This window comes from Meridianimarinicoccus marinus (genome assembly GCF_040689105.1).
In the GTDB taxonomy this organism is placed as follows: domain Bacteria; phylum Pseudomonadota; class Alphaproteobacteria; order Rhodobacterales; family Rhodobacteraceae; genus Meridianimarinicoccus; species Meridianimarinicoccus marinus.
In genome coordinates, this window is record NZ_JBFBVU010000009.1 from 43,432 (window position 1) to 69,203 (window position 25,772).

General features: G+C 65.2%; 29 protein-coding genes. 19 read left to right on the forward strand and 10 right to left on the reverse strand.

Annotated features, from left to right (window positions below; all coding sequences use genetic code 11):
- Positions 1–49: 49 nt before the first annotated feature.
- From AB0T83_RS09030 to AB0T83_RS09075, 10 genes are all read left to right on the forward strand, one after another.
- Positions 50–949 carry an ABC transporter permease gene (locus tag AB0T83_RS09030; protein ID WP_366192707.1) on the forward strand — a complete coding sequence of 300 codons (900 nt, stop codon included), beginning with the start codon at positions 50–52 and terminating at the stop codon, positions 947–949.
- Positions 950–953: 4 nt separating this feature from the next.
- On the forward strand, positions 954–1,610 hold the full coding sequence (locus tag AB0T83_RS09035; protein WP_366192708.1) for a hypothetical protein: 657 nt from the start codon (positions 954–956) through the stop codon (positions 1,608–1,610).
- Positions 1,603–2,442, forward strand: a complete 840-nt coding sequence (locus tag AB0T83_RS09040) for an ABC transporter ATP-binding protein (RefSeq protein ID WP_366192709.1) — start codon at positions 1,603–1,605, stop codon at positions 2,440–2,442. The genes AB0T83_RS09035 and AB0T83_RS09040 overlap by 8 nt, the downstream gene beginning before the upstream one ends.
- Positions 2,439–3,032, forward strand: coding sequence for an SCO family protein (locus AB0T83_RS09045; protein ID WP_366192710.1), 594 nt, complete (start codon positions 2,439–2,441; stop codon positions 3,030–3,032). Before AB0T83_RS09040 ends, AB0T83_RS09045 begins: the two co-directional genes overlap by 4 nt.
- Positions 3,029–3,457, forward strand: a complete 429-nt coding sequence (locus AB0T83_RS09050; protein ID WP_366192711.1) for a copper chaperone PCu(A)C — start codon at positions 3,029–3,031, stop codon at positions 3,455–3,457. Before AB0T83_RS09045 ends, AB0T83_RS09050 begins: the two co-directional genes overlap by 4 nt.
- Positions 3,444–4,013: a c-type cytochrome gene (locus AB0T83_RS09055; protein ID WP_366192712.1), complete on the forward strand. Its 570-nt coding sequence runs from the start codon at positions 3,444–3,446 to the stop codon at positions 4,011–4,013. Before AB0T83_RS09050 ends, AB0T83_RS09055 begins: the two co-directional genes overlap by 14 nt.
- Entirely contained in the window at positions 4,003–4,716 is a 714-nt protein-coding gene (locus AB0T83_RS09060) for a Crp/Fnr family transcriptional regulator (RefSeq protein WP_366192713.1), read from the forward strand. The genes AB0T83_RS09055 and AB0T83_RS09060 overlap by 11 nt, the downstream gene beginning before the upstream one ends.
- Before the next feature lie 191 nt (positions 4,717–4,907).
- Entirely contained in the window at positions 4,908–6,416 is a 1,509-nt protein-coding gene (locus AB0T83_RS09065; protein ID WP_366192714.1) for a glycoside hydrolase family protein, read from the forward strand.
- Positions 6,413–7,153 (forward strand): HAD-IIB family hydrolase, encoded by a 741-nt coding sequence (locus tag AB0T83_RS09070; protein ID WP_366192715.1) that lies wholly within the window; start codon positions 6,413–6,415, stop codon positions 7,151–7,153. Before AB0T83_RS09065 ends, AB0T83_RS09070 begins: the two co-directional genes overlap by 4 nt.
- A 33-nt stretch (positions 7,154–7,186) precedes the next feature.
- The gene (locus AB0T83_RS09075; protein ID WP_366192716.1) at positions 7,187–8,461 is read left to right on the forward strand and encodes a glycosyltransferase; all 1,275 of its coding nucleotides are present in this window, start codon (positions 7,187–7,189) and stop codon (positions 8,459–8,461) included.
- Positions 8,462–8,482: 21 nt separating this feature from the next.
- On the opposite strand, the gene AB0T83_RS09080 is transcribed toward AB0T83_RS09075, so the two are convergent.
- A complete protein-coding gene (locus AB0T83_RS09080) occupies positions 8,483–8,863 on the reverse strand; it encodes a nuclear transport factor 2 family protein (RefSeq protein ID WP_366192717.1) in 381 nt (126 codons plus the stop codon).
- A gap of 132 nt (positions 8,864–8,995) precedes the next feature.
- On the opposite strand from AB0T83_RS09080, the gene AB0T83_RS09085 reads away from it, so the two are divergent.
- Complete coding sequence (locus AB0T83_RS09085) at positions 8,996–10,249, forward strand: Hsp70 family protein (RefSeq protein ID WP_366192718.1); 1,254 nt, start codon at positions 8,996–8,998, stop codon at positions 10,247–10,249.
- Here AB0T83_RS09085 and crcB read toward each other — a convergent pair.
- From crcB to AB0T83_RS09130, 9 genes are read right to left on the reverse strand one after another with little or no spacing between them, the layout of a single operon-like run.
- Entirely contained in the window at positions 10,246–10,605 is a 360-nt protein-coding gene (gene crcB / locus AB0T83_RS09090) for a fluoride efflux transporter CrcB (RefSeq protein WP_366192719.1), read from the reverse strand. The genes AB0T83_RS09085 and crcB overlap by 4 nt on opposite strands.
- On the reverse strand, positions 10,602–10,982 hold the full coding sequence (locus tag AB0T83_RS09095; RefSeq protein ID WP_366192720.1) for a fluoride efflux transporter FluC: 381 nt from the start codon (positions 10,980–10,982) through the stop codon (positions 10,602–10,604). The genes crcB and AB0T83_RS09095 overlap by 4 nt, the downstream gene beginning before the upstream one ends.
- Before the next feature lie 25 nt (positions 10,983–11,007).
- Complete coding sequence (ureG, locus tag AB0T83_RS09100; RefSeq protein ID WP_366192721.1) at positions 11,008–11,619, reverse strand: urease accessory protein UreG; 612 nt, start codon at positions 11,617–11,619, stop codon at positions 11,008–11,010.
- The gene (locus tag AB0T83_RS09105) at positions 11,616–12,263 is read right to left on the reverse strand and encodes an urease accessory protein UreF (protein ID WP_366192722.1); all 648 of its coding nucleotides are present in this window, start codon (positions 12,261–12,263) and stop codon (positions 11,616–11,618) included. The genes ureG and AB0T83_RS09105 overlap by 4 nt, the downstream gene beginning before the upstream one ends.
- Positions 12,253–12,696: an urease accessory protein UreE gene (locus tag AB0T83_RS09110; RefSeq protein WP_366192723.1), complete on the reverse strand. Its 444-nt coding sequence runs from the start codon at positions 12,694–12,696 to the stop codon at positions 12,253–12,255. Before AB0T83_RS09110 ends, AB0T83_RS09105 begins: the two co-directional genes overlap by 11 nt.
- An 8-nt stretch (positions 12,697–12,704) precedes the next feature.
- Positions 12,705–14,414, reverse strand: coding sequence for an urease subunit alpha (ureC, locus tag AB0T83_RS09115; RefSeq protein ID WP_366192724.1), 1,710 nt, complete (start codon positions 14,412–14,414; stop codon positions 12,705–12,707).
- Positions 14,414–14,719 carry an urease subunit beta gene (locus tag AB0T83_RS09120; protein WP_366192725.1) on the reverse strand — a complete coding sequence of 102 codons (306 nt, stop codon included), beginning with the start codon at positions 14,717–14,719 and terminating at the stop codon, positions 14,414–14,416. Before AB0T83_RS09120 ends, ureC begins: the two co-directional genes overlap by 1 nt.
- Before the next feature lie 10 nt (positions 14,720–14,729).
- Complete coding sequence (locus AB0T83_RS09125) at positions 14,730–15,032, reverse strand: urease subunit gamma (RefSeq protein ID WP_366192726.1); 303 nt, start codon at positions 15,030–15,032, stop codon at positions 14,730–14,732.
- A 1-nt stretch (position 15,033) separates the two neighbouring features.
- Complete coding sequence (locus tag AB0T83_RS09130; RefSeq protein WP_366192727.1) at positions 15,034–15,801, reverse strand: urease accessory protein UreD; 768 nt, start codon at positions 15,799–15,801, stop codon at positions 15,034–15,036.
- A gap of 448 nt (positions 15,802–16,249) precedes the next feature.
- On the opposite strand from AB0T83_RS09130, the gene urtA reads away from it, so the two are divergent.
- The 8 genes from urtA (at position 16,250) to AB0T83_RS09170 (ending at position 25,735) form a co-directional block, all read left to right on the forward strand.
- On the forward strand, positions 16,250–17,530 hold the full coding sequence (gene urtA, locus AB0T83_RS09135; RefSeq protein ID WP_366192728.1) for an urea ABC transporter substrate-binding protein: 1,281 nt from the start codon (positions 16,250–16,252) through the stop codon (positions 17,528–17,530).
- A 57-nt stretch (positions 17,531–17,587) separates the two neighbouring features.
- Entirely contained in the window at positions 17,588–19,543 is a 1,956-nt protein-coding gene (gene urtB, locus AB0T83_RS09140; protein ID WP_366192729.1) for an urea ABC transporter permease subunit UrtB, read from the forward strand.
- Positions 19,544–19,546: 3 nt separating this feature from the next.
- Positions 19,547–20,779 carry an urea ABC transporter permease subunit UrtC gene (gene urtC / locus AB0T83_RS09145; RefSeq protein ID WP_366192730.1) on the forward strand — a complete coding sequence of 411 codons (1,233 nt, stop codon included), beginning with the start codon at positions 19,547–19,549 and terminating at the stop codon, positions 20,777–20,779.
- The gene (gene urtD, locus AB0T83_RS09150; RefSeq protein ID WP_366192731.1) at positions 20,776–21,522 is read left to right on the forward strand and encodes an urea ABC transporter ATP-binding protein UrtD; all 747 of its coding nucleotides are present in this window, start codon (positions 20,776–20,778) and stop codon (positions 21,520–21,522) included. The genes urtC and urtD overlap by 4 nt, the downstream gene beginning before the upstream one ends.
- Before the next feature lie 3 nt (positions 21,523–21,525).
- Positions 21,526–22,221 (forward strand): urea ABC transporter ATP-binding subunit UrtE, encoded by a 696-nt coding sequence (urtE, locus tag AB0T83_RS09155; RefSeq protein WP_366192732.1) that lies wholly within the window; start codon positions 21,526–21,528, stop codon positions 22,219–22,221.
- 112 nt (positions 22,222–22,333) lie between these two features.
- Positions 22,334–22,918: an ANTAR domain-containing response regulator gene (locus AB0T83_RS09160; RefSeq protein ID WP_366192733.1), complete on the forward strand. Its 585-nt coding sequence runs from the start codon at positions 22,334–22,336 to the stop codon at positions 22,916–22,918.
- Positions 22,915–24,090 carry an ABC transporter substrate-binding protein gene (locus AB0T83_RS09165; RefSeq protein ID WP_366192734.1) on the forward strand — a complete coding sequence of 392 codons (1,176 nt, stop codon included), beginning with the start codon at positions 22,915–22,917 and terminating at the stop codon, positions 24,088–24,090. Before AB0T83_RS09160 ends, AB0T83_RS09165 begins: the two co-directional genes overlap by 4 nt.
- A gap of 280 nt (positions 24,091–24,370) precedes the next feature.
- Positions 24,371–25,735 carry a CmpA/NrtA family ABC transporter substrate-binding protein gene (locus AB0T83_RS09170; RefSeq protein ID WP_366192735.1) on the forward strand — a complete coding sequence of 455 codons (1,365 nt, stop codon included), beginning with the start codon at positions 24,371–24,373 and terminating at the stop codon, positions 25,733–25,735.
- The last annotated feature ends 37 nt before the right edge of the window (positions 25,736–25,772 follow it).

A 25,772-nucleotide genomic window follows, 5' to 3' on the forward strand; every position in this document is an offset into this window, starting at 1 on the left:
ATCCACCGGCAGGCCGTTCCCGGCCTGCCGGAGACCAGGAATCGAGCGAATGATGACCCAGACAGCGCACCTTCTTGACGATGACTTGCCCGAGACGACCCCGGCGGTAGAGCCGCCGTCCGACACGGCGACGGCCAGGCCAGCCCCCTCCGCCAAGCCGCAACGGCGGCGGATGAACCCGGACCTGCTGCGCACCATTGTCACCGGCGCCCTGTCGTTGCTGCTGGGGCTGCTGCTGTGGCACTGGGCCTCGGCCTCGAACTTCAACTGGTTCATAAATTTCGCAAACGTGCCGTCCCCGGCCAAGGTCTTCACCGCCTTTTTCGGTCATCTGGGGACCGAGATCTTCTATGTGCATATCGGCGTCTCGATGCGCCGGATCCTGATCAGCTATTCCATCGCGGTGGTGCTGGGCATCGGCATCGGGCTGGTGATGGGCCGGTCGCGTTTCGCCCGGTCGTTCATCATGCCCTATATCGAGGTCGTGCGCCCGATCCCGGCGGTTGCCTGGATCCCGCTGGCGATCCTGATGTGGCCGACCGAGGAATCCTCGATCATCTACATCACCTTTCTGGGCGCCCTGTTTCCCATCGTGCTGAACACCCTGCACGGGGTCGAACAGACGCCCGAGGTTCTGGTTCGTGCCGCGCAAAGTCTGGGCGCGTCGCGGCTGGCGATCTTCGCCCATGTGGTGCTGCCTGCCGCGCTGCCGTCGATCTCGGCCGGGCTGGCCATCGGCATGGGGGTGTCGTGGTTCTCGCTGCTGGCCGGAGAGATCATCTCAGGCCAATACGGCATCGGCTACTTCACCTGGGATGCCTACAGCCTGATCAACTATCAGGACATCGTGGTGGGGATGCTGGTCATCGGCTTTCTCGGCACCATGTCCACGGCGGCGATCAAGCAGATGACCAAGCCGCTGCTGAAATGGCAAAAGCGGGTGAGGTGAGCGGATGCTGACGACCCTGCGATCCGAGCTGCGCGACGGCTGGAAACAGATGCTGGCCTGGGGCATCGGCTTTGCGCTGCTGACCCAGGGGATGATGCTGGCCGCGCTCTGCATCCGCTTCCTGGCCGTGCCGAACTACGTGGTGTTCTACGACTGGCCCGGCAATGTGGCGACTATCATCGACAGCACGCCTTCGGTGTCCGACATGCTGCCAATCATCGCCGGCGAATGGCTGATCGAGATCGGCCAGATGAACTACAGCTGGGGCAATGGCATCTCGGTCTGGGCGCTGAACGTGGTACCGGCCAAGCTGCTGCTGCTGTTCGCCGTGGGCGCGCTGGTCTGCCTGTGCCGCCGATTGCTGCGGCAGGACAGTTGCCCCGGCACATTGCGCAACGGGGCCGGGGTCGCCACCGGTCTTGGCGTCGGCCTTGTCGCGCTGACCAATGCCACCATGAGCTGGGTGGTCTGCTGCGCCACCCCGAACTGGGTCGTGGGGCTGGCGATGATGGGGCTGGGCGTCTCGACCTCGCTGGCGCTGGAACCCTATGGCACGGTGCTGGCGATCTCGGGCTTTGGCCTGCTGGCGCTGGCCGTGCTGGCCCTGGCCTGGCGCAAATCCCGCAACACCGATTTTCACGGGGAACCGACACATGCTTGATGTCCTGAAACTGAACCGCGGCCCGGCACCGGTGCCCACCACCGGCAAGGGGGAAATCCATGTCTCGGGCGTGTCCATCACCTTCGGGCAGGGCCCCGAGGCGCATCACGCGGTCGAACACACCAACCTGCGCATTCAACCCGGCGAATTCGTCTGCATCCTTGGCCCCTCGGGATGCGGAAAATCGACCCTGCTCAATGCCGTGGCGGGCTATGTCACGCCGTCCACGGGCGGGGTCATGGTTGACGGCATCGTGGTGGAAAAGCCGGGGCCGGACCGGGGGATGGTGTTCCAGCAGTATTCGCTGCTGCCGTGGAAGACCGTGCATGACAATGTGGCCTTCGGCCCGCGCATGGCCGGCAAAAGCCGCGCCGAGGCCAACGCGATTGCCGACAGCTTTCTGGAAATGGTTGGCCTGAAGAAGTTCGGCACCCGCTTCCCGGCGGAACTGTCCGGCGGCATGCAACAGCGCGTGGGCATCGCAAGGGCGCTGGCCAACAACCCGTCGGTGCTGCTGATGGACGAACCCTTCGGGGCGCTGGATGCCCAGACCCGCCTGATGATGCAGGAAAGCCTGCTGGATATCTGGCGCAAGTTCGGCACCACCGTGCTGTTCGTCACCCATGATGTCGACGAGGCGGTCTTCCTGGCCGACCGCGTGCTGATCATGAGCGCCGCACCGGGCCGCATCATCGAGGATTTCAAGGTCGGCCTGCCACGCCCGCGCACCACTGACATGGCGGCCCTGCCGGCCTATATCGAGGCCCGGCGCCACTGCCTGGAGACCATCCGCGCCGAAAGCCGCCGCGCCTTCGAGGATCAGAACGCATGAGGGCATGGGTGGTTGCCGCAGCACTGGCACTGGCCGCGCCCGCCGGCGCGCAGGTGCAGGGCGTGATGCTGGAAAAGGCCGTTGCGATCCCGGAGTTCGTGCTGTCGGATCAGTTGGGCGCAACTTTCACTGACGACGACCTGCAGGATCGCTGGACGCTGATCATGTTCGGGTTCAACTCCTGCCCCGATGTGTGCCCCTACACGCTGGGCAATCTGGAACACGCGATCAGCGAAACCGCGCTGCGGGTGCGCCCGGACAATGTGCCCAAGGTGGTGTTCGTGTCGGTCGATCCGGCGCGCGATCATGACACCGTCACCGACTACGCGCTGTTCTTTCATCCCCAGTTTCGCGGCGTGACCGGCGCGCGCGACCAGATCGACCTTCTGGTCGAGGCCACCGACAGCAGCTATCGCCTGATGCCGCCCGATGACACCGGCTATTACGAGGTTCAGCACACCTCGGCGGTGTCCGTCATCGCACCTGACGGGACCCTGCGCGCCAAGTTGCAACCGCCGTTCGACGCCGGCCTGACGGCCGAGTTTCTGGCCCGCCTGCAAATCCAGTACCGAAGGGATGCCCTGCAATGAGATCCGCCGTCCTCGCCCTGTCCATGATCCTTCCTGCAGTTGCAAGCGCCGGCGAGATTGCCGTTCGCGACGCCTGGGTGCCGCTGGCCCCGCCTTCGGCCCGCGCGCACGCCGCGTTCATGGTGCTGGAAAACACCGGCGCCGATCCGCGTCATCTGGTGGGGGTTTCGGCCCCCGGCTATGGCATGGCGCATCTGCATGAAAGCGCCGAAACGGATGGTGTCGCAACGATGCGCGCGGTCGAGCAACTGACGCTGGAACCGGGGCAGGCGGTGGCGCTGGAACATGGCAGTTTCCACATCATGCTGATGATGCCCAAGACCCCGAAAGCGGAAGGCGATACGGTTGATCTGACCCTGATCTTCGCCGATGGGCAGGAAGTTCCGGTACAGGCGCCGGTGAAGAAGCTTCATGCGGGCATGTAGCCTTGCGCTGATGCTGATGGCCGCGCCAGTGACAGCGGACGGCGTGCTCGACTATGAAAACGCCTATGAGGCTTGCGCCCTGTGCCACGGGCTGTTCGGGGATTCCCGACGCGCGAAGTTTCCCAAGCTTGCGGGGCAGGATCCGGTGTATCTGGAAGCGCAGATCCTGGCCTTCCTGTCGGGTCAGCGCCGCAATGACGGCGGCCAGATGGTGGCGGTGGTGACCGAACTGGATGCCGCGGATATTCCCGTGGTTGTCGACTGGTTCGCCACGCAGGACCCGCCCACGCCAGCGCCGCCGCCGCAGGGGGAGGAAGGCGCGCTGCTGTACATTCTGGGCGAATGCGGCAGTTGTCACGACAGCCGTACCGGCGTGCCCTTGCTGACCGCCCAGCATCCCGCCTATCTTGCCAAGCAGATGCGGGACTTCCGCGCCGGGCTTCGTCCCGTTTCCACCCGCGCCAAGACCGCCGCCATGATGGCGCTGTCCGAGGCCGAGATCGACACGCTGGCCGCCTGGCTGGGCGCCCAACCGCGAGAGCCTCATGACGGATGACGACGACGGCCCCGGCGCCCTGTATCTCTCGGAATACCTGCTGGAGATCAACGAGGGCGCGGGGTTTCTGGGCAGCCTCAGGGATGACGGCCGCCGCGCGGTGCGTCGACAGGGTTCGCGGGTAACGGTTAAGAAGGGCGAAGGCGTCTTCTTTCAGGGCGACCCGCATATCGGGGTCTGGGTGATCGAAAGCGGTCGCATCCGCACCTATTACACCGGTCCTTCTGGGCGCGAGATCACGCTGGCCTATTGGACGCCGGGCCATTTCGTCGGGGGTCCCGAGGTCTTTGGCCGGGGCCGCCACGTCTGGTCGGCGGACGCGCTGGAGGATTGCGAGCTTCTGTTCCTGTCGGGCATGAGCCTGCGCACGCTGGTGACCGAGATTCCCGAGGTGGCGCTGGCGGTGATCGACGGGCTGATCGCCAAGGGCAAATGCTATTCCGCGCTGATCCAGATGCTGGGCACCCGGTCGGTGGCCGAACGTCTGCGCCAGCTTCTGGTGATCCTTGCCGATACCTATGGCCGGCAGGAAAAGGACGTCACCATCATCGACCGGTCCATCACCTATGAACAATTGGCAACCATGGTCGGGGCCACGCGGCAGTGGGTCACCCAGTCGCTGGACAAGCTGAACGATGAAGGCGTGCTCAGCGTCACCCGCCGGGAAATCCGTATCTACGATCTGGAAGCGCTGAAAATGTGAGCGTGGCTCCGGGCGATACGGATGCCTTACTGCCTGAAAAGCAGGCATTAACGATTAAACATCAGGCGCAGCGGGGGCAAGAACACCCTCGGTGCCCCTGACCCGGCTATCGCGTTGCGACTCTGACCGGCGCTGCCCATATTGGCGGCATGTACGCATCACACGGGTTCCTTCGTTCCGATATCGGAGATGTGGACGTCCTTTATCATGAAGGGCTGTATCATCTCTTCCACCTCGTCCTGCCCAATCACGACTTCATCGCCCATGCGGTCAGCAGCGACGGCATGTCATGGCGGCGGGTCAAGAACGCGCTGTTCGTCGGCGATCCCGGCAGTTGGGATGACGACATGCTGTGGACCATGCATGTCTCGCCCGATCCGGCCAAGCCCGGCGGCTGGCGGATGTTCTACACCGGCCTGTCGCGGTCCGAGTTCGGGCGCGTGCAGCGCGTCGGAGTGGCGCGATCCGACGATCTGTATAACTGGACCCGCTGCGAGGAAGGCGAAGGCTATCCGCTGGAAATCCCCGGCGACTGGTACGAATCCACGGTCGACGAGGGCCGCAAATGGGTCAGTTTCCGCGACCCGTTCTATTACCATGATCCCGAAACCGGCGAACGGATGCTGCTGGCCTCGGCACGGGTCAAGCAGGGGCCGGTGGTGCGGCGCGGCTGCGTGGGCATGGCGCGAGAGGTCGCGCCTGACCGGTTCGAGTTTGGCCCGCCGCTGTATATGCCGGGCATCTACGACGACGTGGAAGTGCCCAACCTGTTCCGCCTGAACGACCGGTACTACCTGATCGGCTCGATCCGCGAGGACACCAAGATCCACTACTGGTACGCCGACGACATCGCCGGCCCGTTCATGAATTTCACCGACAACGTGCTGCTGCCCGAAGGAAATTACGCGGGCCGCATCTGCAAGGTCGGCGACCGCATCCTGATCTTCAACTTCTTCCAGCGGACCGAGATCCTCTATGGTCGCGAAATCGTGGCGCGCCTGCTGCCGCCGCCCAAGGAGCTTGTGCCGGGGCGCGACGGGCGGCTGATCCTGAAGTCCTTCGGCGGGTATGACGCCATCGTCAAGAACCCCTTCGAAGTGACCAACGCCGCCGAGTTCACACCGCTGCTGGGTAACCCCGCCGCCCGGATCACCCCCGTGGATAATTGGGTTCAGATATCCTGCCTCAGCGGGTTCGAAGCCTTCCTCATCCCCGGCGAGCATCAGGATTTCCGCCTGCGCGCCCGGATGCGCCTGAAAGGGGCTGGCAAATGCGGGCTGGTGCTGCGGGCGTCGGAAGAGGGCGACGGCTATTTCCTCTCGCTGGATCTGGAAAAGGGCTATGCCCAGTTGCGCCGCTGGGGCGCCAATCCGCGGCCCGAGTTCGAACACGCGTTCCTGTATGAAACCCTTCAGGGCGGCAACTTCCTGTGGCACGAACCCGGCGACGGGCTGGACATCGAGGTGGTCGCCCACGGCACCTATATCGAGTTCTCGATCAACGGGCAGGTCACCCTATGTGTGGTGGATGACACCTACGGCGAGGGCCATGTGGGCTTCTACACCGAATCCGCCACCGTCCAGCTGGACCGGATCACCATGGATTGGCTGGACCGCCCGATCTCGGAAGAGGAGGCGGTCTATACCGCCACGCGGACCGGCGACATGCCCTTGGGTCTGGACATGCCGGGGCCGGCATGACCCAGGGGGCCGAACAGATGGATCGGCCCTGGTGCCTGATCAGCGACATCGACGACACGCTGACCGGCGATGACGCGGCGCTGGAACGGCTGGGCCAGGTTCTGGCGGCGTATCGCGACCGAGTGAAATTCGCAGTGAACTCCAGCCGCCCGTTGGCCAGCGTGCGGCAAACCTTGGCGGAGGTGTTTCCTTCGTCCATGATCCCGGATGCCACGATCACCGCCATGGGCACCGAGATCACCGTCGCGGGGGCGCCGCTGGCCAGTTGGTCGGCCCGGTTCGAGGGCTGGCCGCAGGCTCGGGTGTTCGAGATCCTGGCCGGACTGGGCCATCGCCCGCACGCGCCCGAATTCCAGACCCCGCTGAAGGTCAGCTTCGCCGTGCCGGTCGCGGCACAGGACGCCGCCCAGGAAGCGCTGGAAGGGTTGCCCTGCCAGATCATCGCCTCGGGCCGCGATGATTTCGACGTGCTGCCCGAGGGCGCGGGCAAAGGGGCTGCGACCCTGCATCTGGCCCAGGCCCTTGGCTGCGACCCCGACCGGGTGATCGTCGCAGGCGACAGCGGCAATGACGTGGCCATGTTTCAGGCGGTGGGGCAGGGCATCGCCGTGGCCAACGCCCGGCAGGAACTTCTCCGGGCGCTGACGCCCGGTACATTCTTCCATGCCAGCGCCCCCCACGCGGGCGGCGTGCTGGAAGGTCTCAAACGCTATGGCGCCATACCCGACACGGTGTGACCCGAGCAGACAACGCAATTGAACGGTAGGAAAATGGCTGGAAACTACAACGGATCGATCATGATGATTTCCCTGCACGGCTACGTGGCAGGGTCGCCGGAGCTGGGCAAGCCCGACACCGGGGGGCAGGTCGTCTTCGTGATGGAGTTGGCCAAGCGGTTTGCCACCCTGGGCTACAATGTCGATGTGCTGACCCGGCAGTTCGAGGATCAGCCCGCCGAGGATCGCATCAACGAGAACCTGCGCGTCTGGCGCATTCCCTTCGGCGGCAAGGACTTCATCCGCAAGGAGGACATGCACGACTGGTACGGCGATTTTGTCACCAATGCCCTGGCCGCCATCCGAAAGCACGGGCTGAACTATGACGTGGTCAACAGCCACTATTGGGACGCCGGCGTTTCGGGCCAGAAGATCGCCGAGGAACTGCAGATCCCGCACATCCACACGCCGCATTCGCTGGGCTGGTGGAAGGCCAAGGACATGAAGTCGTTGGGCGAGGGCAAGGCCGCGAATTACCGGTTCGAGGAACGCATCCAGCGCGAATTCGTCCTCTACCGCAGCTGCGATCACATCATCACCACCAGCGAACAGCAGGTGCAGTTGATCGAGGATGAATACGACCTGCCCAGCGAGCATATGACCATGATCCCGCCGGGCATCGACGAGGATCGGTTCACCGCCGTGACGCCGGGCCAGCTGGCCGACATCCGCAAGCGTCTGAAGATGAGCGCCAAGGACATCTACGTCGTGGGCCGCGCTGCCACCAACAAGGGTTATGACCTGATCATCGAGGCGCTGCCCCATCTGAGAGAGATGCAACCCGACGCGCGGCTGGTGCTGGCGGCAGGGGCCAATTCCGCCGACGACAAGAAGCTTCTGGAGACCTGGAAGAAGCAGGCCGCCGAGATGGGGGTGGCCGACCTGATCGACTGGCGCGGCTATATCGAGGACGATGATCTGGCCGATTACTATCGCGCACCGGCGGTCTTCGCGCTGCCCTCGCGCTATGAACCCTTCGGCATGACGGCGGTCGAGGCCATGTCCTGCGGCACGCCCACGGTGCTGACCACCCGTGGCGGCCTGCACGAACAGGTGGAGTTTGGCCGTCACGCGCTGGTGGCCGATCCGACCCGCCCGCAGGAATACGCGGCCATGCTGAACATGCCGATGCAGCACCCGTGGCTGCGGGACAAGCTGTCGGTCGAGGGCGCCCGCTTTGCCCGGCGCAGCTTCGGCTGGACCGGCATCGCCAAGCGCACGCTGGATATTTTCGAAAGCTTCCGGGGCCGCTACCAGAACACCTACTAGGCCCGGACGCCCCCGGCGCGGTCAGAACATGCCGTTGTCGTGGGCGCTGTGGGCGGGCATCTCCTGCAACACGTCCCAGTGTTCGACGACCTTGCCTTGTGCATCCAGCCGGAAAATGTCGATGCCTGCGTATTCCAGCCCGCCGGGCCAGATCTGGTGGCAATGCAGGATGACGTGATCGCCGTCGCAGAAGGCGCGTTTTATCTCGACGCGCTTGCCCGGGTACTCGGCGGCCATGCGATCGAAATAGTCGATGAACCCCTGTTTGCCGCTGGCCACATGCGGGTTGTGCTGGATGTACTCGGCCCCGGCATAGCGCGCGATGGCCTCGCGCGGGCGGTTGTCGTTGAACATCATCTCGTAGAAGGCGATGACGGCCTGTTTCTTCTGGTCGGGGGTCATGGCGGCTCCTGCAGTCTGCCATGCCAGCCTAGCGCGAAATATGCGCCGGGTCAGCGCTGTCGATCGTCGCCCTTGCCTTTCCCCCGCCCGATGCGGTAGCAGCCACGCCTTCCCCGCGACAGGAGATGCGCCATGGCCGCCCCCGTGCTTGCCGTCGATTTCGGAACCTCGAACACCGCCGCCGCGATCCTTGACGGCGGCCGCCCGCGCCGTCTGGCGATCGAGGCGGGGGGCGAGACCTTGCCAACAGCGGTGTTCTTTCCGGCGGATGGCGGCGCCATGCGCATCGGGCGGGCGGCGGGCGCGGCCCTGATCGACGGGGACGAGGGGCGCTATATGCGGGCGCTGAAGAGCATCCTGGGCACCGCGCTGTTCCACGAATCCCGGCTGGTCGGTGGGCGGCGGCAGACCCTGGCCGATATCGTCACAGCCTTTCTGGCACGGCTGAAGGCGCGGGCCGAGGCCGAATGTGGGCAGGTGTTCGACCGTGTGCTGTCCGGGCGGCCCGTGCATTTCCACTCTGCCGACCCGGCGCGCGATGCGCAGGCCGAGGCCGATCTGCGCGGCTGCTGGCATGCGGCAGGGTTCGAGACGGTCGAATTCCTGTTCGAACCCGAGGCCGCCGCGCGGGCCAGCCACGGGCAGGGGCGTGACGGCGAGACCGGGCTGATCGTCGACATCGGCGGCGGCACCTCGGATTTCTCGGTGTTCCGCGTGACCGGGACAGGGGTGCGGATCCTGGCCAGCCACGGCATCCGGCTGGGCGGGACCGATTTCGATCACGCGGTGTCGATGTCCCATGCCATGCCGCTGCTGGGCCATGGCGGCCAGTTGCGGCGCACGTTTGGCGAAGGCCTGCTGCCGGTGCCCAACGCGATCTATTCCGATCTGGCGACCTGGGCCAAGATCCCCTTCCTCTACACCCGCGACACGCTGAAACTGGTCAAGGACATGCACGCTCATGCGGTCGATCCCGTGCCCATGGCGCGGCTGCAATCGGTGATCGAGGATCACCTGGGCCATGATCTGGCCTTCGCGGTGGAACGCGGCAAGATCGCGGCCAATGCCGGGGACCGGGCTGCCAGCATCGACATGGGGGTTATCGAACGCGGGCTGGCCGCGCCGGTGTCCCCCGCCTCGCTGAACGCCGCCTTGCAGGGCTACCGTGCCGATCTTCAGACGGCCATGCGCCAGACCCTGTTTCAGGCCGGGGTGGACGCCGGGCAGGTGGACGCGGTGGTGCTGGTGGGCGGTTCCAGCCTGATGGGTCTTGTGACGGAAGAAGCCCAGGCGGTCTGCCCACAGGCCCGGATGGAACGCAGCGAGGCCTTCACCGCCGTGGTCGACGGTCTGGCACTGGCCACCGGCGAAGCGGCACAAGTCTAGCCCAGCACCAGCCCGAGCCAGAAGCCGATCCCGCACAACAGCAGGCTGAGCAGGATGTTTCCGGCTGCCAGGATCAGCGTGCGCTCGCGATGCAGGCTCAGGGTCTGGTAGGCGAAGCTGGAAAAGGTGGTGAAGCCGCCGCAGAAGCCAAAGACCATCCGGCGCTGGTCCTCGCCGACGGCGGGCAGTTCGCCCAGATAGGCGATCCACAGCCCCAGCAGGAAGCTGCCCAGCACGTTGACGATCAGGGTTGCCAGCGGCAACTCGTGCGTGACCATGCGCGACACCGCATGGCGCAGCACCGCGCCTAATCCGCCGCCCAGGGCAAAGGCCGCGTGCAGGTAGATCTCGCTCATGCCCGTGCCCCGCCGTAGAAATGCCGGCCCACCGCCTCGCCCAGAACCGCCGCGCCAAGGCCGAAGACGATTTCCAGCGCGGGCGCGGTCAGCACGTGAATGCTCCCGGCCTCGGCAAACCGCGCGATTTCAGCCATGAAGGCGGAAAAGGTGGACAGCCCGCCGCAGAAGCCCACCGCCCCCATGTGCAGCACATGGGCGTGCACCCGGTGGCGGATGGCGTAGAGAAACCCCAGCACCAGAGAGGCTGCGACGTTGATCCCGAAGGTGGCCGTCAGGAACGGCAGACCGGGGATCTCCAGCCCGAAAACCTCGCGCAGGAGCGATCCGGCAGCGCCGCCGATGAAAACGGCGGCATACATGAGGGTGGTATTCATGGGCGCGCCATTGCTGGGGTGGGGGTCAGAGACCGCCGGCGGTGCGGATGAAATCGGCCACCACCTCCAGCCCTTCGCCGGTCTTGAGGTTTGTAAAGACGAACGGACGGTCGCCGCGCATCCGTCGGGCATCGCGGTCCATCACGTCAAGATTGGCGCCCACATGCGGCGCCAGATCGGTCTTGTTGATGACCAGCAGGTCCGAGCGGGTGATGGCCGGTCCGCCCTTGCGCGGGATTTCCTCGCCCGCCGCCACGTCGATGACATAGATCGTCAGGTCGGCCAGTTCCGGGCTGAAGGTCGCCGACAGGTTGTCGCCGCCGGATTCGATCAGCACCAGTTCAAGGTCCGCGTGGCGGGCCGACAGTTCGGCCACGGCGGCCAGGTTGATCGAGGCATCCTCGCGGATCGCCGTATGCGGGCAGCCGCCGGTTTCCACCCCCATCACCCGGTTTTCAGGCAGGATCTGCATCCGCATCAGGGCTTCGGCATCTTCACGGGTGTAGATGTCATTGGTGATGACGGCCAGCGAATGGGCATCCTTCAGACGCGCGCTGAGGGCAGCTGTCAGGGTGGTCTTGCCGGCGCCCACGGGACCGCCGATGCCGACCCTTAGCGGGCCGTTGGGGCTGCTCATGTGCGAAAGATCCTCGCGTATTGGGTTTCGTGGTGCATTGAGGCGATATCGGCCAGAAAGCTGGTCGAGGACAAGGTGTCCAGATCGCCCTGTGCCGTTTGCGCCGCAATCTCGCTGCACAGGGGCGTCAGCCGGTGCAGCATGGCCTGCGCCGCGCTTTGGCCCAGCGGCATCAGGCGCTGTGCGGCGGCCAGCAGGTTGCTCAGCATCGCTTGCAGATACATGGCCGCCGTCAGATCCTGCGGCAGTCCGGCCAGGCGGGCGGCGCGGCCCACGGCCACTGGATAGGTCAGCCCGTCCAGATCCTGCGCCCAGACCGCGCCGGTGATCTTGGCGAAGGCCGCGCCCAGGTGATCGGCCTCCTGCAGGCGTTCGCGCGACGGGGCGAAGGCGCGGGCGGTGGCATCTATCCCGGCCACGGCCTCGGGCGTGTCGGCGCGATAGGTCGCCGCCAGAAACAGCGCGTCACCATGGCTCGCGCCGTGGTGCAGCAGGTCCCGAAGCCACGCCTCAAGGCTGGCCTCATCCGAGACCTGCCCAAGATCCACGGCGCCTTCCAGCCCGCAGCTGTAGGCAAAGGCGCCCACCGGATAGGCGGGCGACAGCCATTGCGTCAGCGTCAAAACGCCCTGATCAATGGGCATGGGAATGGGTGCGGCCATGGCCATAGGCGCCGCCTTCGGGGGTGAAGGGCTCGGTCACCTCGCGCAATTCGGCCCCCAGCAGGCGCAGCATCTCGGTGATGACATGGTCGCGCTGGATCAACAGCCGGTCATCCTCGATCTGGCAGGGCATGTGGCGGTTGCCGATGTGCCAGGCCAGCCGCAACAGATCGCCCTTCACCTCCAGCAGCGCCTCGGGCGCGGCAATGACCTCGATCAGCGCGCCGCTGTCCAGCGCGAAGGCGTCGCCCTGGTTCAGCGAGGTGGTCTGCGCCAGATCGACGAGGAAGCTCAGGCTGCCGGCCTCCAGCATCTTGCGGCGCAGGAAGCGGTCTTCATAGCTCAGCACCACCTGGGCCGAGGCATCGGTCCAATGGCCCTTGCGGCGAATGTCGTGGCAGACGGGAAAGGTCATGGCGCGCCTCAGAACATGAAATAGCGTTGGGCCATGGGCAATTCGCTGGCCGGTTCGCAGGTTAAAAGCTCGCCATCGGCGCGAACCTCATAGGTTTCGGGATTGACCTCGACCACCGGGGTGGCGGCGTTCAGGATCATGTCCGATTTTCCGATATTGCGGGTATTCTCCACGGCCATGGTCTGTTTGGCCAGCCCGAGCCGCGCGCCAAGGCCATCCGCCTGCGCCGCCGCCGACACGAAGGTCACCGCCGAGTTCTCGACCGACCGGCCATAGGCGCCGAACATCGGGCGCGAATAGACCGGCTGCGGCGTCGGGATCGAGGCATTGGGATCGCCCATTTGCGCACAGGCGATGGAGCCGCCGATCAGCACCATTTCCGGCTTTACCCCGAAAAACGCGGGCGACCACAGCACCAGGTCGGCGCGCTTGCCTTCCTCGATCGAGCCGATGGCGTGGCCCAGACCATGGGCGATCGCCGGGTTGATGGTGTATTTCGCCACGTAGCGGCGCACCCGCATGTTGTCGTTCTCGCCGGTTTCCTCGGCCAGACGCCCGCGCTGCTTCTTCATCTTGTCGGCGGTCTGCCAGGTGCGGATGATCACCTCGCCCACGCGGCCCATGGCCTGGCTGTCCGAGGCGATGATCGAAAACGCCCCCATGTCGTGCAGGATGTCTTCCGCCGCGATGGTCTCGCGCCGGATGCGGCTTTCGGCAAAGGCCACATCCTCGGGGATCGACTTGTCGAGGTGGTGGCAGACCATGAGCATGTCCAGATGCTCTTCCAGCGTGTTCACCGTGAACGGGCGCGTGGGGTTGGTCGAGGACGGCAGCACATGCTGCTCGCCGCAGATCTTGATGATGTCGGGGGCATGGCCGCCGCCCGCGCCTTCGGTGTGGAAGGCGTGGATGGTGCGGCCCTTCAACGCCTTGATGGTGTTCTCGACAAAGCCGCTTTCGTTCAGCGTGTCGGTGTGGATCATCACCTGCACATCCATGGCGTCGGCCACGGTCAGGCAGCAGTCAATGGCACCGGGGGTGGTGCCCCAGTCCTCGTGCAGCTTCAGCGCGCAAGCCCCGCCCAGAACCTGTTCTTCCAGCGCGGCGGGCAGCGAGGCATTGCCCTTGCCCGCAAAGGCCAGGTTCATGGCGAATGCATCGGCCGATTGCAGCATGCGCCCGATGTGCCAGGGCCCCGGCGTGCAGGTGGTGGCCAGCGTGCCATGGGCCGGGCCGGTGCCGCCGCCCAGCATGGTGGTCAGGCCCGAATGCAGCGCGTCGTCGATCTGCTGCGGGCAGATGAAATGGATGTGGCTGTCAAAGCCGCCGGCGGTCAGGATGCGGCCCTCGCCGGCGATGACCTCGGTCCCCGGACCGGCGATGATATCCACGCCGGGCTGGGTGTCGGGGTTGCCGGCCTTGCCGATCTTCGCGATCACGCCGTCCTTCAGCCCGACGTCGGCCTTGTAGATGCCGCTGTGATCGACGATCAGCGCATTGGTGATCAGCGTGTCAACGGCCCCCTCGGCGCGGGTGGTCTGGGCCTGCCCCATGCCGTCACGGATGACCTTGCCGCCGCCGAACTTGACCTCTTCGCCATAGGTGGTCAGGTCGCGCTCGACCTCGATGATCAGATCGGTATCGGCCAGACGCAGCTTGTCGCCGGTGGTGGGGCCGAACATCGCCGCATAATCGGCGCGGTTGATTTCAACGGGCATCAGAGGTCTCCCATCACGTCTTGGTTGAAGCCGAACACCCGGCGGGCGCCGCTGATCGGGATCAGTTGCACATCGCGTTTCTGGCCCGGCTCAAAGCGCACGGCGGTGCCGGCGGTGATGTCGAGCCGATAGCCGCGGGCGGCGGCGCGGTCGAAGTCCAGCGCGCTGTTGGCTTCTGCAAAATGATAATGGCTGCCCACCTGCACCGGGCGGTCACCGGTGTTGGCGACCAAAAGGGTGATCGCCTCGCGGCCTGCGTTCTGGACCAGCACGCCCTCGGCGGGGAAAATTTCTCCTGGGATCATCGGGGGCACCTCAGCGGATCGGGTTGTGTACGGTGACGAGCTTGGTGCCGTCGGGAAAGGTGGCTTCGACCTGCACTTCGTGGATCATCTCGGGGATGCCTTCCATGCATTGGTCGCGGGTCACGACCTGCGCGCCCAGTTCCATCATGTCGGCCACGGATTTTCCGTCGCGCGCGCCTTCGACCACCGCGTCGGCAATCAGCGAGATCGCTTCGGGGTGGTTCAGCTTCACGCCGCGCGCCAGACGCTTGCGGGCGACCTCGGCGCACATGGCAATCAGCAGCTTGTCTTTTTCTCGGGGTGTCAGGTTCATGTCAGATCATCCAGCATCGCGGGAGCGCGGATCGGCTCAGGGTGGTCAGAATCGGGATCAGGTGCTTGCGCAGAGCATAGCCGTCCGGGGCCAGCAGGCGCATCACCAGGTGGTTGGGGCCGGGCTGGCTGACGCCGCCCGAGGACGGCAACAGCTTGCGCAGGGCGGTCAGGCGGGCCTCGGCATCGGGGGCGACATAGACCAGGCTGGCCATCGCCCCGGCCCCGCCCGCGATGGCGGCGCGGGACAGATGCCCGGCGATGTCGCCCGACAGGGTCATCGCGTCCAGATAGAGCGGCGTTCCATCCTGCCGCACCTCGATGCGGTCGCAAAACCGGGCGGCGGTCAGCACCTCGCCCATTGCGGCGCGGCCGAAGATCACCGGTTCGCACAGCAGCAGGCGGGCGTCGGGGGCCAGATCGGCGGTCAGGCGGCGGTTCAGGTCACAGCCTTGAAACAGCAGGGTTTCCTGCGGCAGCCAATGCAGGCGGGCCCCGGCTTTGACGGTCAGGCGGGTCTGCAATTGGCCCTGTTGGCCGGGGCTGGCCTGATAGGCGCGCTCGGCGGCCTGGGTGGTCAGGGTCAGCGTGGTGCCGGGTCCGGCGGTAGCGGTCACATCGAACCGGTCGCCGCCGGTGATGCCGCCTGCGGTGTTCACCAGAACCGCGTCGATGCCATCGGCCACCGGGCGCGGGAACACGCATTTCAGCGATCCCGCCTGCCGCAGCGCGTCCAGTCCGGAGCCGCGCGCGGTGGGCTTGGTCGCCACCACCACGGTGCCGCGGGCGCGGGGCGCCGGGCTGACCGGGTAACCCTTGGTTATGGTGTTGATCCGAGTGATAGGCCGCTCCGTTCGTCCGTGTCCTGATGTGGTGGTTTGATGGCAGTTTGACGCCCGAGTGCCAAAAGGTTCCGCAGTTGTGTGATGAGCAAATCGCCAGATGCCCAAAAAAGAGCCAACACTGACCGCAAAGGATGAATATTTGGGCAAACGACCTCAAGCTTGCCGGAATCTCTCCCCGTTTCGTTGCCTTCAATGCGGCTCTGTCAAAACGGTGTGCCTGCCTGCGGCTGAGGGGCCGAGTGAACAGGTGTGTGACGGCCAGACGACTGGAAACGGACCGACCGCCACACGGATGCAATACAATTGCGGGGCCTCGGTAGGGCTTCGGGGGCGCGCGCGCAACCGGGACCAGACCTTCCCTGGGGAGACATAGATGACCATCCTGAAAACTGCGCTTTGCACGACCACCGCACTGGCCGCCATGGCCACCGCTGCCATCGCCGAGGACTGCCCGATCAAGGTCGGCGTTCTGCACTCGCTGTCGGGCACCATGGCGATTTCAGAGACCACTCTGAAAGACACCATGCTGATGCTGATTGAACAGCAGAACGAAAAAGGCGGCGTCCTGGGCTGCGAACTGGAAGCCGTGGTCGTCGACCCCGCCTCTGACTGGCCGCTGTTCGCCGAAAAGGCGCGCGAGCTTCTGACCGTGCACGATGTGGACGTGATCTTCGGCAACTGGACCAGCGTGTCGCGCAAGTCGGTTCTGCCGGTAATCGAGGAACTCAACGGCCTGCTGTTCTATCCGGTTCAGTACGAGGGCGAGGAAAGCTCGAAGAACGTGTTCTACACCGGTGCCGCGCCGAACCAGCAGGCAATCCCGGCCACCGATTACTTCCTGGAAGAACTGGGCGTCGAGAAATTCGCGCTGCTGGGCACCGACTATGTCTACCCGCGCACCACGAACAACATCCTTGAGAGCTACCTGAAGTCCAAGGGCGTGTCCGAGGACGATATCTTCGTCAACTACACCCCCTTCGGTCACTCCGACTGGTCCAAGATCGTGGCCGACGTTGTGGCGCTGGCCGCCGACGGCAAGAAGGTCGGCGTCATCTCGACCATCAATGGCGACGCCAACATCGGCTTCTACAAGGAACTGGCTGCCGCCGGCATCTCGGCCGATGATATTCCCGTCGTGGCCTTCTCGGTCGGTGAAGAGGAACTGTCGGGTCTGGACACCTCGAACCTGGTCGGTCACCTGGCGGCCTGGAACTATTTCCAGTCGGCCGACACCGAAGCCAACGCCGAATGGGTTGCCGCATGGAAAGCCCGCATGGGTGAAGAGCGCGTGACCAACGATCCGATGGAAGCCCATTACATCGGCTTCAACATGTGGGTGAACGCCGCCGAAGCCGCCGGTACCACCGATGTGGATGCGGTGCGCAGCGCCATGTACGGCCAGGAATTCCCGAACCTGACCGGCGGCACCGCGGTGATGCTGCCGAACCACCACCTGGCCAAGCCGGTGCTGATCGGCGAGATCCTGGACGACGGCCAGTTCGATATCATCAGCGAAACCGACGTGGTGCCGGGCGACGCCTGGACCGACTTCCTGCCGGAAAGCGCGGTTCTGGTGTCGGATTGGAAAGATCTCGGCTGCGGTATGTACAACACCGAGACCGAGACCTGCGTTCAGACCAAGTCGAACTACTAATCCCAACCACGACGGAGGGGCGGTCGCGCCCCTCCGGCATCGGGGACAGATACCATCATGAAATCACTTCTCCTGCTGGGCCTGTGCGTCCTAGCTCAGGTCAGCGTTGCCTGGGCCGATGACGTCCTGATCCAACCCGTTCTGCAAGAGCAGCGCGAGACGATCGTGAAAAGCTCCCGCAAGACCATCGGGCCCGCCATCGACGCGGTGGTGGCCAGCAAGGCGCCGGCTGCGCAAGATGTGCTGCAGGCCTGGGTGACAAAGGACATGTGGTATCGCGAGGAAGACGGGCTGTTCTTCCGCGCCGAGAAGGTGGACTCCAAGACCTATCGTCTGATCGATTTCGACACCGGCGCCGACATGGGCACGGCGGAGAAATCGGATATCAAGCAGATCAAGCCCAACAGTGGCGTGCGGGCGATGATCTCGACCGCGCTGGTGCGCTTCCAGTTGACCGACCCCGACCCCACGCGCCGGATGGAGGCGCTGATCGCCATCGAACGCGCCCCCGAGGCCTCTCTTCTGGCACCGCTGCGCCTGTCGATCGAGGACGAGACGGACCCGGAAATTGCCGCCCGCAAGACCCGGATCGAGCGGCTTCTGACCATTGCCTATGACGCCGACACCCCGACCCGCGTTGCCGCCATCGAAGACATGGCCGGTGATCTGGGCGTCGATGTGCGGGCGACGCTGAACCCGCTGCTGGTGACCGATCTCGCGGCCTTTCCCGGTGACATTCCCGAGGGCGTGAATGTGCGCGCGGAACTGAAGCCGGGTGATGATGCCCTCAGCATCGACGACGCCTATGCGCAGCTGGTTGACGGCGATCTGGCGCCGCCACGCGTGTCCGGCGAGGACATCCGCAACGCGCTGGCCGCCAATATCGTCGATGGCAAGGTCGGCGGCATCTCGGTGCACACCCTGTCGGACGACTACCAGCGCGCCCGCGCCTATGTGGCCCTGTCCGAGGCGGGCCTTGTGCCGCCGCTGGTGACCGAAAGCGATGTGGAGGCCAGCCTGGCCGGGTACCGCTTCGCCGAGATCTATCAGGTGGATGATCCTGCCGTGACCACCGCCGCGCAGGATTCGCTGACCAAGATCGAGTTGAAGGTCGGTGTGAACCAGGCCATCGACCTGGGGCTGGACGCGCTGTCGCTGGCGTCGATCTACTTCCTGGCCGCCATCGGGCTGGCCATCACCTTTGGCGTCATGGGGGTCATCAACATGGCCCATGGCGAATTCATCATGATGGGCGCCTACACCGGATACGTGGTGCAGCAGTTCATCCCCGATCACACGATCTCGATCCTCGTGGCGCTGCCACTGGCCTTCGCCGTGACCTTCGGGGCCGGCGTGCTGATGGAGCGGCTGGTTATCCGCTGGCTCTATAACCGTCCGCTGGAAACCCTGCTGGCGACCTTCGGCATCTCGATCGCGCTGCAGCAGCTGGCCAAGAACATTTTCGGCACGCAGGCGCGGCCGCTGACCTCTCCGGGGTGGCTGGACGGCGCGCTGGTGTTCAATGACGTGGTGTCGATTTCCTACATCCGGATCGCGATCTTCGTGCTGGCGCTGCTGTTCCTGTGCCTGTTCCTGTTCATCATGCGCCGCACAAGGCTGGGGCTGGAAACGCGCACCGTCACCCAGAACCGGGCCATGGCGGCCTCGATGGGGATCAACCCCGACCGGGTTAACATGCTGACCTTCGGGCTGGGTTCGGGCATCGCCGGTGTGGCGGGCGTGGCCATCGGTCTCTTTGCCAAGGTGACCTCGGAACTCGGCTCAGACTACATCGTGCAAAGCTTCATGACCGTGGTCGTGGGCGGCGTCGGCAACATCTGGGGCACCCTCGCGGGGGCCGCGATGATCGGCGGGCTGCAGAAGGGCATCGAATGGATGAACCCCTCGAACACGCTGGCGGCGCAGACCTACATGATCGTCTTCATCATCATCTTCATCCAGTTCCGGCCGCGGGGCATCATTGCCCTCAAGGGCCGCGCAGCGGGGGATTGAGCCATGCAACGCAGTTTCATCGCCAGAAATCCATCGATCCTGATCTTCCTTGCTTGCCTTGGCCTGTTCGTTCTGGGCGTCACCGTCCTGTCCGAGGCGGTCGGCAACGGGTTCCTGTCCACCAGCTTCGTCAAGACATTGGGAAAGACACTGTGCCTGGCGCTGATCGCCGTCGCGATGGATCTGGTCTGGGGCTATACCGGCATCCTCAGCCTTGGGCATTTCGCCTTCTTCGGGCTGGGCGGCTACATGATCGGCATGTGGCTGATGTATGAGCGGACCCGTGACATCGTTGCCACCTCGCTGGCCGAAGCGCCGATCCCGGCCACGGCCACCGAGATACAGGAGGCCATCGCCACCCAGATCTTCGGCGTCGTCGGGTCCAACCAGTTCCCGCTGGTCTGGAGCTTCGCCGACAGTCTGGTGATCCAGCTGATCCTCGTGATCGCGGTGCCGGGCCTGCTGGCGCTGGTCTTTGGCTGGCTGGCGTTCCGGGCGCGGGTGACGGGCGTCTACCTGTCGATCCTGACCCAGGCGATGACGCTGGCGCTGGCTCTGTACCTGTTCCAGAACGACAGTGGGTTGCGTGGCAACAACGGGCTGTCGGGCCTGCAGAACCTGCCGGGCCTTGATGACGTGCCGCAGGCGCTGGTGTCCATGTGGTTCTTCTGGGCTTCGGCGGCGGCGCTTGGCTTGGGCTATCTGCTGGCCGCATGGGTGGTGTCGGGCAAATTTGGCTCCGTCATTCGCGGCATTCGCGACAACGAGGCCCGCGTGCGGTTCCTGGGTTACCAGGTCGAGGTCTACAAGCTGGTGATCTTTTCCGGAACGGCGATGATCTCGGGCATTGCAGGGGCGCTGTATTATCCGCAAGCCGGCATCATCAACCCGGCCGAGATCGCGCCCATCGCCTCGATCTATCTCGCGGTCTGGGTCGCCATCGGCGGACGCGGGCGGCTGTATGGCGCGGTGATCGGCGCGATCTTCGTGACGCTGTTCTCGTCGCTGTTCACCGGCGGGCAGGTGCCCGATGTGAACCTGGGCTTCTACACCGTGAAATGGGTCGACTGGTGGTTGATCGTTCTCGGCCTGAGCTTTGTTCTGGTCACGCTGTTTGCACCCAAGGGCATCGGCGGGCTGTTCGACCTGATCGCCCATCGCACCCACCCGGATCGTCATGGGGCCCCGCTTGGGCCTGACATGGGCTCGCTTCAGGAGAAGGAGGCGCAGGAATGAGCAGCACCCGCCTCCTTGAGGTCTCCGGCGTCTCGGTTTCGTTTGACGGCTTCCGGGCCATCAACAACCTGTCCTTCACCATGCCCAGCCACGGGCTGCGGGCGATCATCGGGCCCAATGGCGCGGGCAAGACCACCTTCATGGATATCGTCACCGGCAAGACCAAGCCGGACGAGGGCCGCATCACCTGGGGCGAGAAGAACATCTCTCTGCGGGGCATGTCCGAGGCGCGCATCGCCCGCGAAGGCATCGGCCGCAAGTTCCAGAAGCCCACGGTGTTCGAAGACCAGACCGTGCACCAGAACCTTCTGATGGCCCTGCGCAACAAGCGCGGGCCGCTGGCGGTGCTGTTCTACCGGCCCAACCGCAAGGATCTGGACCGGGTGAACGAACTGGCCGCCACCATCGGCCTGACCGACGAACTGGCCCGCAAGTCGGGAGAGTTGTCGCACGGCCAGAAGCAATGGCTGGAGATCGGCATGTTGCTGGCGCAGGAACCGCGTCTGCTGCTGGTGGATGAGCCCGCCGCCGGGATGACCCTGGCCGAACGCGAACGCACCACCGCGCTGCTGGTCGAGGCCGCCAAGACCCGCGCCGTGGTGGTGGTGGAACACGATATGGATTTCGTGCGCAGGCTGAACTGCCGCGTCACGGTCCTTCACGAAGGCTCGGTCCTGGCCGAAGGCAGCCTCGATCACGTCACGTCGAACCAGCAGGTCATCGACGTCTATCTGGGGCGCTAGACCATGCTGAACGTCGAAAACCTGACCCTGCACTACGGGCATTCGCAGATCCTTTACGATGTCTCTATGGCCGCCGAGAAGGGCGAGATCACCTGTGTCATGGGCACCAACGGCGTCGGCAAGACCAGCCTGATCCGCGCCATCGCCGGACGGCACGCAAGATCGGGCGGCAAGGTCGCGCTGGACGGCGAGGATCTGGGCGTGCTGCCGGCGCATGGCATGGCGCACAAGGGCGTCGGGCTGGTGTCGCAGGGGCGCGAGATCTTCCCGCTTCTGACGGTGCGCGAGAACCTGGAAACCGGGTTCTCCTGCCTGCCGCGGTCCGAACACAAGATCCCGCCCGAAACCTACGAGATGTTCCCGGTGCTGGACCAGATGAAGCACCGGCGCGGCGGCGACCTGTCGGGCGGGCAACAACAGCAGCTTGCTATCGCGCGGGCGCTGATCACCCGGCCCAAGCTGCTGCTGTTGGACGAGCCGACCGAGGGCATCCAGCCCAACATCATCAAGCAGATCGGCGAGGTGCTGAAGCAGCTGCGCACGCGCGGTGACATGGCGATCGTGCTGGTCGAGCAGTATTTCGACTTCGCCTATGAACTGGCCGATCGTATCGTCGTTCTGCGCCGGGGCGAGGTCGTGCATTCCGGCACCAAGGCCGCATCCCCCCGCGACGAAGTGCAAGCGCTGGTGTCGGTCTGACCGGACGGGCGCCCTGCACGTGCTGCGGAACCGGGCAGAGGCCGCAGGTTGCGGCTGCGGTTGGCCCAATCATCGCGCCCTGTTCGGGCGCATCAGGGTCTAAGGTCGAAACATGAAAGATCGTCTGACCATCGTTGTTGTGGAGAAGGACCGGGAACGGGCCCTTCTCATCATGGAATCGCTGCGTGCCGCCGGGGATCACGACATTCAGGTCATCGGCAGCGAATCCGGTCTGTCGCGCGCCATTTCGGCCCGAAATCCCGATATCGTGCTGGTGGACATGTCCAGCCCGTCACGCGACATGCTGGAAGAGCTGACGCTGGCCTCGGCGCCCATGGACCGTCCGGTGGCCATTTTCGTGGACAAGGATGACGAAGGGCTGGCCGGGGCCGCCATCGAGGCCGGGGTGTCGGCCTATGTGGTCGACGGGCTGCGCCCGGCCCGCCTGCGCCCGATCATGGAGGCCGCCATCGCGCGCTTCCACATGTTCACCCAGATGCGCAAGGAACTGGCCGCCACCAAGCAGGCACTGGAAGAACGCAAGATCATCGACCGCGCCAAGGGGTTGCTGATGAAGGCGCGCGGGCTGGACGAGGAAAAAGCCTATGCCCTGCTGCGCCGCACCGCGATGGATCAGGGCAAGCGTGTCGCCGAGGTGGCTGAGGCGCTGGTAACGGCGGCGGGGCTTCTGGGATGAGCACGGTCACGCTCTCTGCGGGGTATATTCCGCTGGTGGACGCCGCCCCCCTGCTGGTGGCCCGCGACCTGGGCTTTGCCGAGGAAGAGGGGCTGGCGCTGAAGCTGACCGCCGCGCCGTCCTGGTCGACCCTGCGAGACCACGTGGCGCTTGGCCGGATCGAGGCCGCGCATATGCTGTCGCCGGTTCCGGTGGCCGCGGCCTTGGGGCTGGGCGGATTGGGCGTGCGGCTGGATGCACTATCGGTGCTGTCGCTGAACGGCAACGTCATCGGCGTGTCCAACGCGCTGGCGCAGGACCTGCGCGCTGCCGGGTACGGCTTCGACTTCGAAGATGCCCATGCGGCCGGCCGGGCGCTGGTCGGGCTGGGCCGTCGGCTGCGGCTGGGGGTGCCGTTTCCCTTTTCGATGCACGCGGAACTGACCTATTTCTGGCTGGCCGCGCTTGGGATGCAGGTGCCGCAGGATCTGGATATCCGCTCGGTGCCGCCGTCGCTGATGGCACAGGCCATTGCCGACGACGAGATCGACGCCTTCTGCGTCGGCGAGCCCTGGGGCTCGCACGCGGTGGAAACCGGGCTGGGCGAACTGCTGCTGCCCGGCAGCGCGATCTGGAGCGCGGCCCCCGAGAAGATCCTGGCGGTGCGCCACGACTGGGCCGAGCGGGAGCCGCAACTGACCGACCGGTTGGTGCGGGCCCTGTGGCGGGCCGGGCGCTGGCTGTCCCGGCCCGAAAACCTGCCGACGGCCTCGGATCTGCTGGCGCGCTCGGACGCGCTGGGGATCAGCGCCGAGATCATCGACCGCGCCCTGACCGGCCATCTGTCCACCTCGCCCATGGGCGCGCCGAGCCGGGTGCCGGGGTTCGTGGAATTTCATGCTGGGGCTGCGGGGTTTCCCTGGCGGTCGAAAGCCGCCTGGATCGGCGAGCGTCTGGCCGCGCGCACCGGGCTGGACAGGACCGCCGCGATGGAAGCCGCCCGCCAGACCTTCCGCACCGACATCTACCGCCGCGCGCTGGCACCGCTGGGGGTCGATCTGCCCGGTGCCAACGAGAAGGTCGAGGGGGCGATTCTGACGCCGACCCCGGTGGCCTCGGCCCGCGGCACGCTGACCCTGACTCGCGATGCGTTCTTCGACGGTTCCATTTTCGATCCACAACCGGGCAAATGACGCAATTCTCCGCAGTGCGGCGCCTAAAAATGCTGCACTTGCAAAATCGGCAAGGTTTTTCCCTCATACAGCTTTGACCCCGGCGCATCGGCCTGCGCTTATGGGGGTGCAGATGCGGAGCGACGAAGTTCCGCCCCCAAGTTTCGACCCCGATGATGCGGGTCTCCAGCCAAGCAACGCCGCTTGACCGATCGTGCCAGTCCCGTCTGGCGCGTCGTTCGAGCGGCTTTTTTCGTTTCAAGACCCCGGGTCTCCGGGGATGCCCGAAAGGACATGACACATGCGCAAGACCTTCCTCGCCACGCTGCTCGCCTCCACCAGCCTCGCCGGTGCTGCCGCCGCACTCGACCTGGAGAAGGACGAACTGACCTTCGGCTTCATCAAGCTGACCGACATGGCACCGCTCGCCGTCGCCTATGAGAACGGCTACTTTCTGGACGAAGGGCTGTTCGTGACGCTGGAAGCGCAGGCCAACTGGAAAGTGCTTCTGGACGGCGTGATCGACGGGGTGCTGGACGGCGCCCACATGCTGGCCGGGCAGCCGCTGGCCGCCACCATCGGTTTCGGCACCGAGGCGCATATCATCACCCCCTTCTCGATGGATCTGAACGGCAACGGCATCACCGTGTCGAACGAGATCTGGGAGCAGATGAAGCCCAACATCCCGACCATGGACGACGGCCGCCCGCAGCACCCGATCAGCGCGTCGGCCCTGAAGCCGGTGGTCGAGAAATACCAGTCCGAAGGCAAGCCCTTCAACATGGGCATGGTGTTCCCGGTCTCCACGCACAACTATGAACTGCGCTACTGGCTGGCCGCCGGCGGTCTGCATCCGGGCTATTATTCGTCCGAGAACATCACCGGCCAGATCGGCGCCGACGTGCTGCTGTCGGTGACGCCGCCGCCGCAGATGCCCGCCACGCTGGAGGCCGGCACCATCTATGGCTATTGCGTGGGCGAGCCGTGGAACCAGCAGGCGGTGTTCAAGGGCATCGGCGTGCCGGTGATCACCGACTACGAGCTGTGGAAGAACAACCCCGAGAAGGTCTTCGGCATCTCGGCGGAATTCGCCGAAGCCAACCCGAACACCACGCTCGCGGTCACCAAGGCGCTGATCCGGGCGGCCATGTGGCTGGACGAGAACGACAACGCTAACCGTCCCGAGGCGGTCGAGATCCTGAGCCAGCCGGAATACGTGGGCGCCGATTATGACGTCATCGCCAACTCGATGACCGGCACCTTCGAATACGAGAAGGGTGACAAGCGCGAGGTGCCCGATTTCAACGTGTTCTTCCGCTACAACGCCACCTACCCGTTCTACTCGGACGCGGTCTGGTACCTGACCCAGATGCGACGCTGGGGCCAGATCGCCGAGCCGAAGTCGGACAGCTGGTTCGACGAGGTCGCCAAATCGGTTTACAAGCCCGAGATCTACCTGGAGGCCGCGAAACTGCTGGTCGAGGAAGGCCTGGCCAACGCGGCCGATTTCCCCTGGGACAGCGATGGCTACAAGGCACCGACCCCGGCCGAGGATATCATCGACGGCATCGCCTATGACGGTCGCGCCCCCAACGCCTATCTGGACAGCCTGCCCATCGGCCTGAAAGGCGAACAGACCGTCGTCGGCACCGAGGTGCAAGGCTGATCCGGCCTTTCGTCCTCCTTCGGGATGGTGGGCCGCT

Coding starts and splice junctions, on each gene's coding strand:
- urtD (WP_366192731.1), top strand. CDS start 20,776: ATGAGCAGCACCCGCCTCCTTGAGGTCTCCGGCGTCTCGGTTTCGTTT.
- AB0T83_RS09050 (WP_366192711.1), top strand. CDS start 3,029: ATGAGATCCGCCGTCCTCGCCCTGTCCATGATCCTTCCTGCAGTTGCA.
- AB0T83_RS09165 (WP_366192734.1), top strand. CDS start 22,915: ATGAGCACGGTCACGCTCTCTGCGGGGTATATTCCGCTGGTGGACGCC.
- AB0T83_RS09170 (WP_366192735.1), top strand. CDS start 24,371: ATGCGCAAGACCTTCCTCGCCACGCTGCTCGCCTCCACCAGCCTCGCC.
- urtC (WP_366192730.1), top strand. CDS start 19,547: ATGCAACGCAGTTTCATCGCCAGAAATCCATCGATCCTGATCTTCCTT.
- AB0T83_RS09045 (WP_366192710.1), top strand. CDS start 2,439: ATGAGGGCATGGGTGGTTGCCGCAGCACTGGCACTGGCCGCGCCCGCC.
- AB0T83_RS09035 (WP_366192708.1), top strand. CDS start 954: ATGCTGACGACCCTGCGATCCGAGCTGCGCGACGGCTGGAAACAGATG.
- AB0T83_RS09120 (WP_366192725.1), bottom strand. CDS start 14,719: ATGATCCCAGGAGAAATTTTCCCCGCCGAGGGCGTGCTGGTCCAGAAC.
- AB0T83_RS09085 (WP_366192718.1), top strand. CDS start 8,996: ATGGCCGCCCCCGTGCTTGCCGTCGATTTCGGAACCTCGAACACCGCC.
- AB0T83_RS09105 (WP_366192722.1), bottom strand. CDS start 12,263: ATGCCCATTGATCAGGGCGTTTTGACGCTGACGCAATGGCTGTCGCCC.
- ureC (WP_366192724.1), bottom strand. CDS start 14,414: ATGCCCGTTGAAATCAACCGCGCCGATTATGCGGCGATGTTCGGCCCC.
- AB0T83_RS09125 (WP_366192726.1), bottom strand. CDS start 15,032: ATGAACCTGACACCCCGAGAAAAAGACAAGCTGCTGATTGCCATGTGC.
- crcB (WP_366192719.1), bottom strand. CDS start 10,605: ATGAGCGAGATCTACCTGCACGCGGCCTTTGCCCTGGGCGGCGGATTA.
- AB0T83_RS09040 (WP_366192709.1), top strand. CDS start 1,603: ATGCTTGATGTCCTGAAACTGAACCGCGGCCCGGCACCGGTGCCCACC.
- AB0T83_RS09095 (WP_366192720.1), bottom strand. CDS start 10,982: ATGAATACCACCCTCATGTATGCCGCCGTTTTCATCGGCGGCGCTGCC.
- AB0T83_RS09055 (WP_366192712.1), top strand. CDS start 3,444: ATGCGGGCATGTAGCCTTGCGCTGATGCTGATGGCCGCGCCAGTGACA.
- AB0T83_RS09030 (WP_366192707.1), top strand. CDS start 50: ATGATGACCCAGACAGCGCACCTTCTTGACGATGACTTGCCCGAGACG.
- urtB (WP_366192729.1), top strand. CDS start 17,588: ATGAAATCACTTCTCCTGCTGGGCCTGTGCGTCCTAGCTCAGGTCAGC.
- AB0T83_RS09070 (WP_366192715.1), top strand. CDS start 6,413: ATGACCCAGGGGGCCGAACAGATGGATCGGCCCTGGTGCCTGATCAGC.
- AB0T83_RS09075 (WP_366192716.1), top strand. CDS start 7,187: ATGGCTGGAAACTACAACGGATCGATCATGATGATTTCCCTGCACGGC.
- urtE (WP_366192732.1), top strand. CDS start 21,526: ATGCTGAACGTCGAAAACCTGACCCTGCACTACGGGCATTCGCAGATC.
- urtA (WP_366192728.1), top strand. CDS start 16,250: ATGACCATCCTGAAAACTGCGCTTTGCACGACCACCGCACTGGCCGCC.
- ureG (WP_366192721.1), bottom strand. CDS start 11,619: ATGAGCAGCCCCAACGGCCCGCTAAGGGTCGGCATCGGCGGTCCCGTG.
- AB0T83_RS09110 (WP_366192723.1), bottom strand. CDS start 12,696: ATGACCTTTCCCGTCTGCCACGACATTCGCCGCAAGGGCCATTGGACC.
- AB0T83_RS09060 (WP_366192713.1), top strand. CDS start 4,003: ATGACGGATGACGACGACGGCCCCGGCGCCCTGTATCTCTCGGAATAC.
- AB0T83_RS09080 (WP_366192717.1), bottom strand. CDS start 8,863: ATGACCCCCGACCAGAAGAAACAGGCCGTCATCGCCTTCTACGAGATG.
- AB0T83_RS09160 (WP_366192733.1), top strand. CDS start 22,334: ATGAAAGATCGTCTGACCATCGTTGTTGTGGAGAAGGACCGGGAACGG.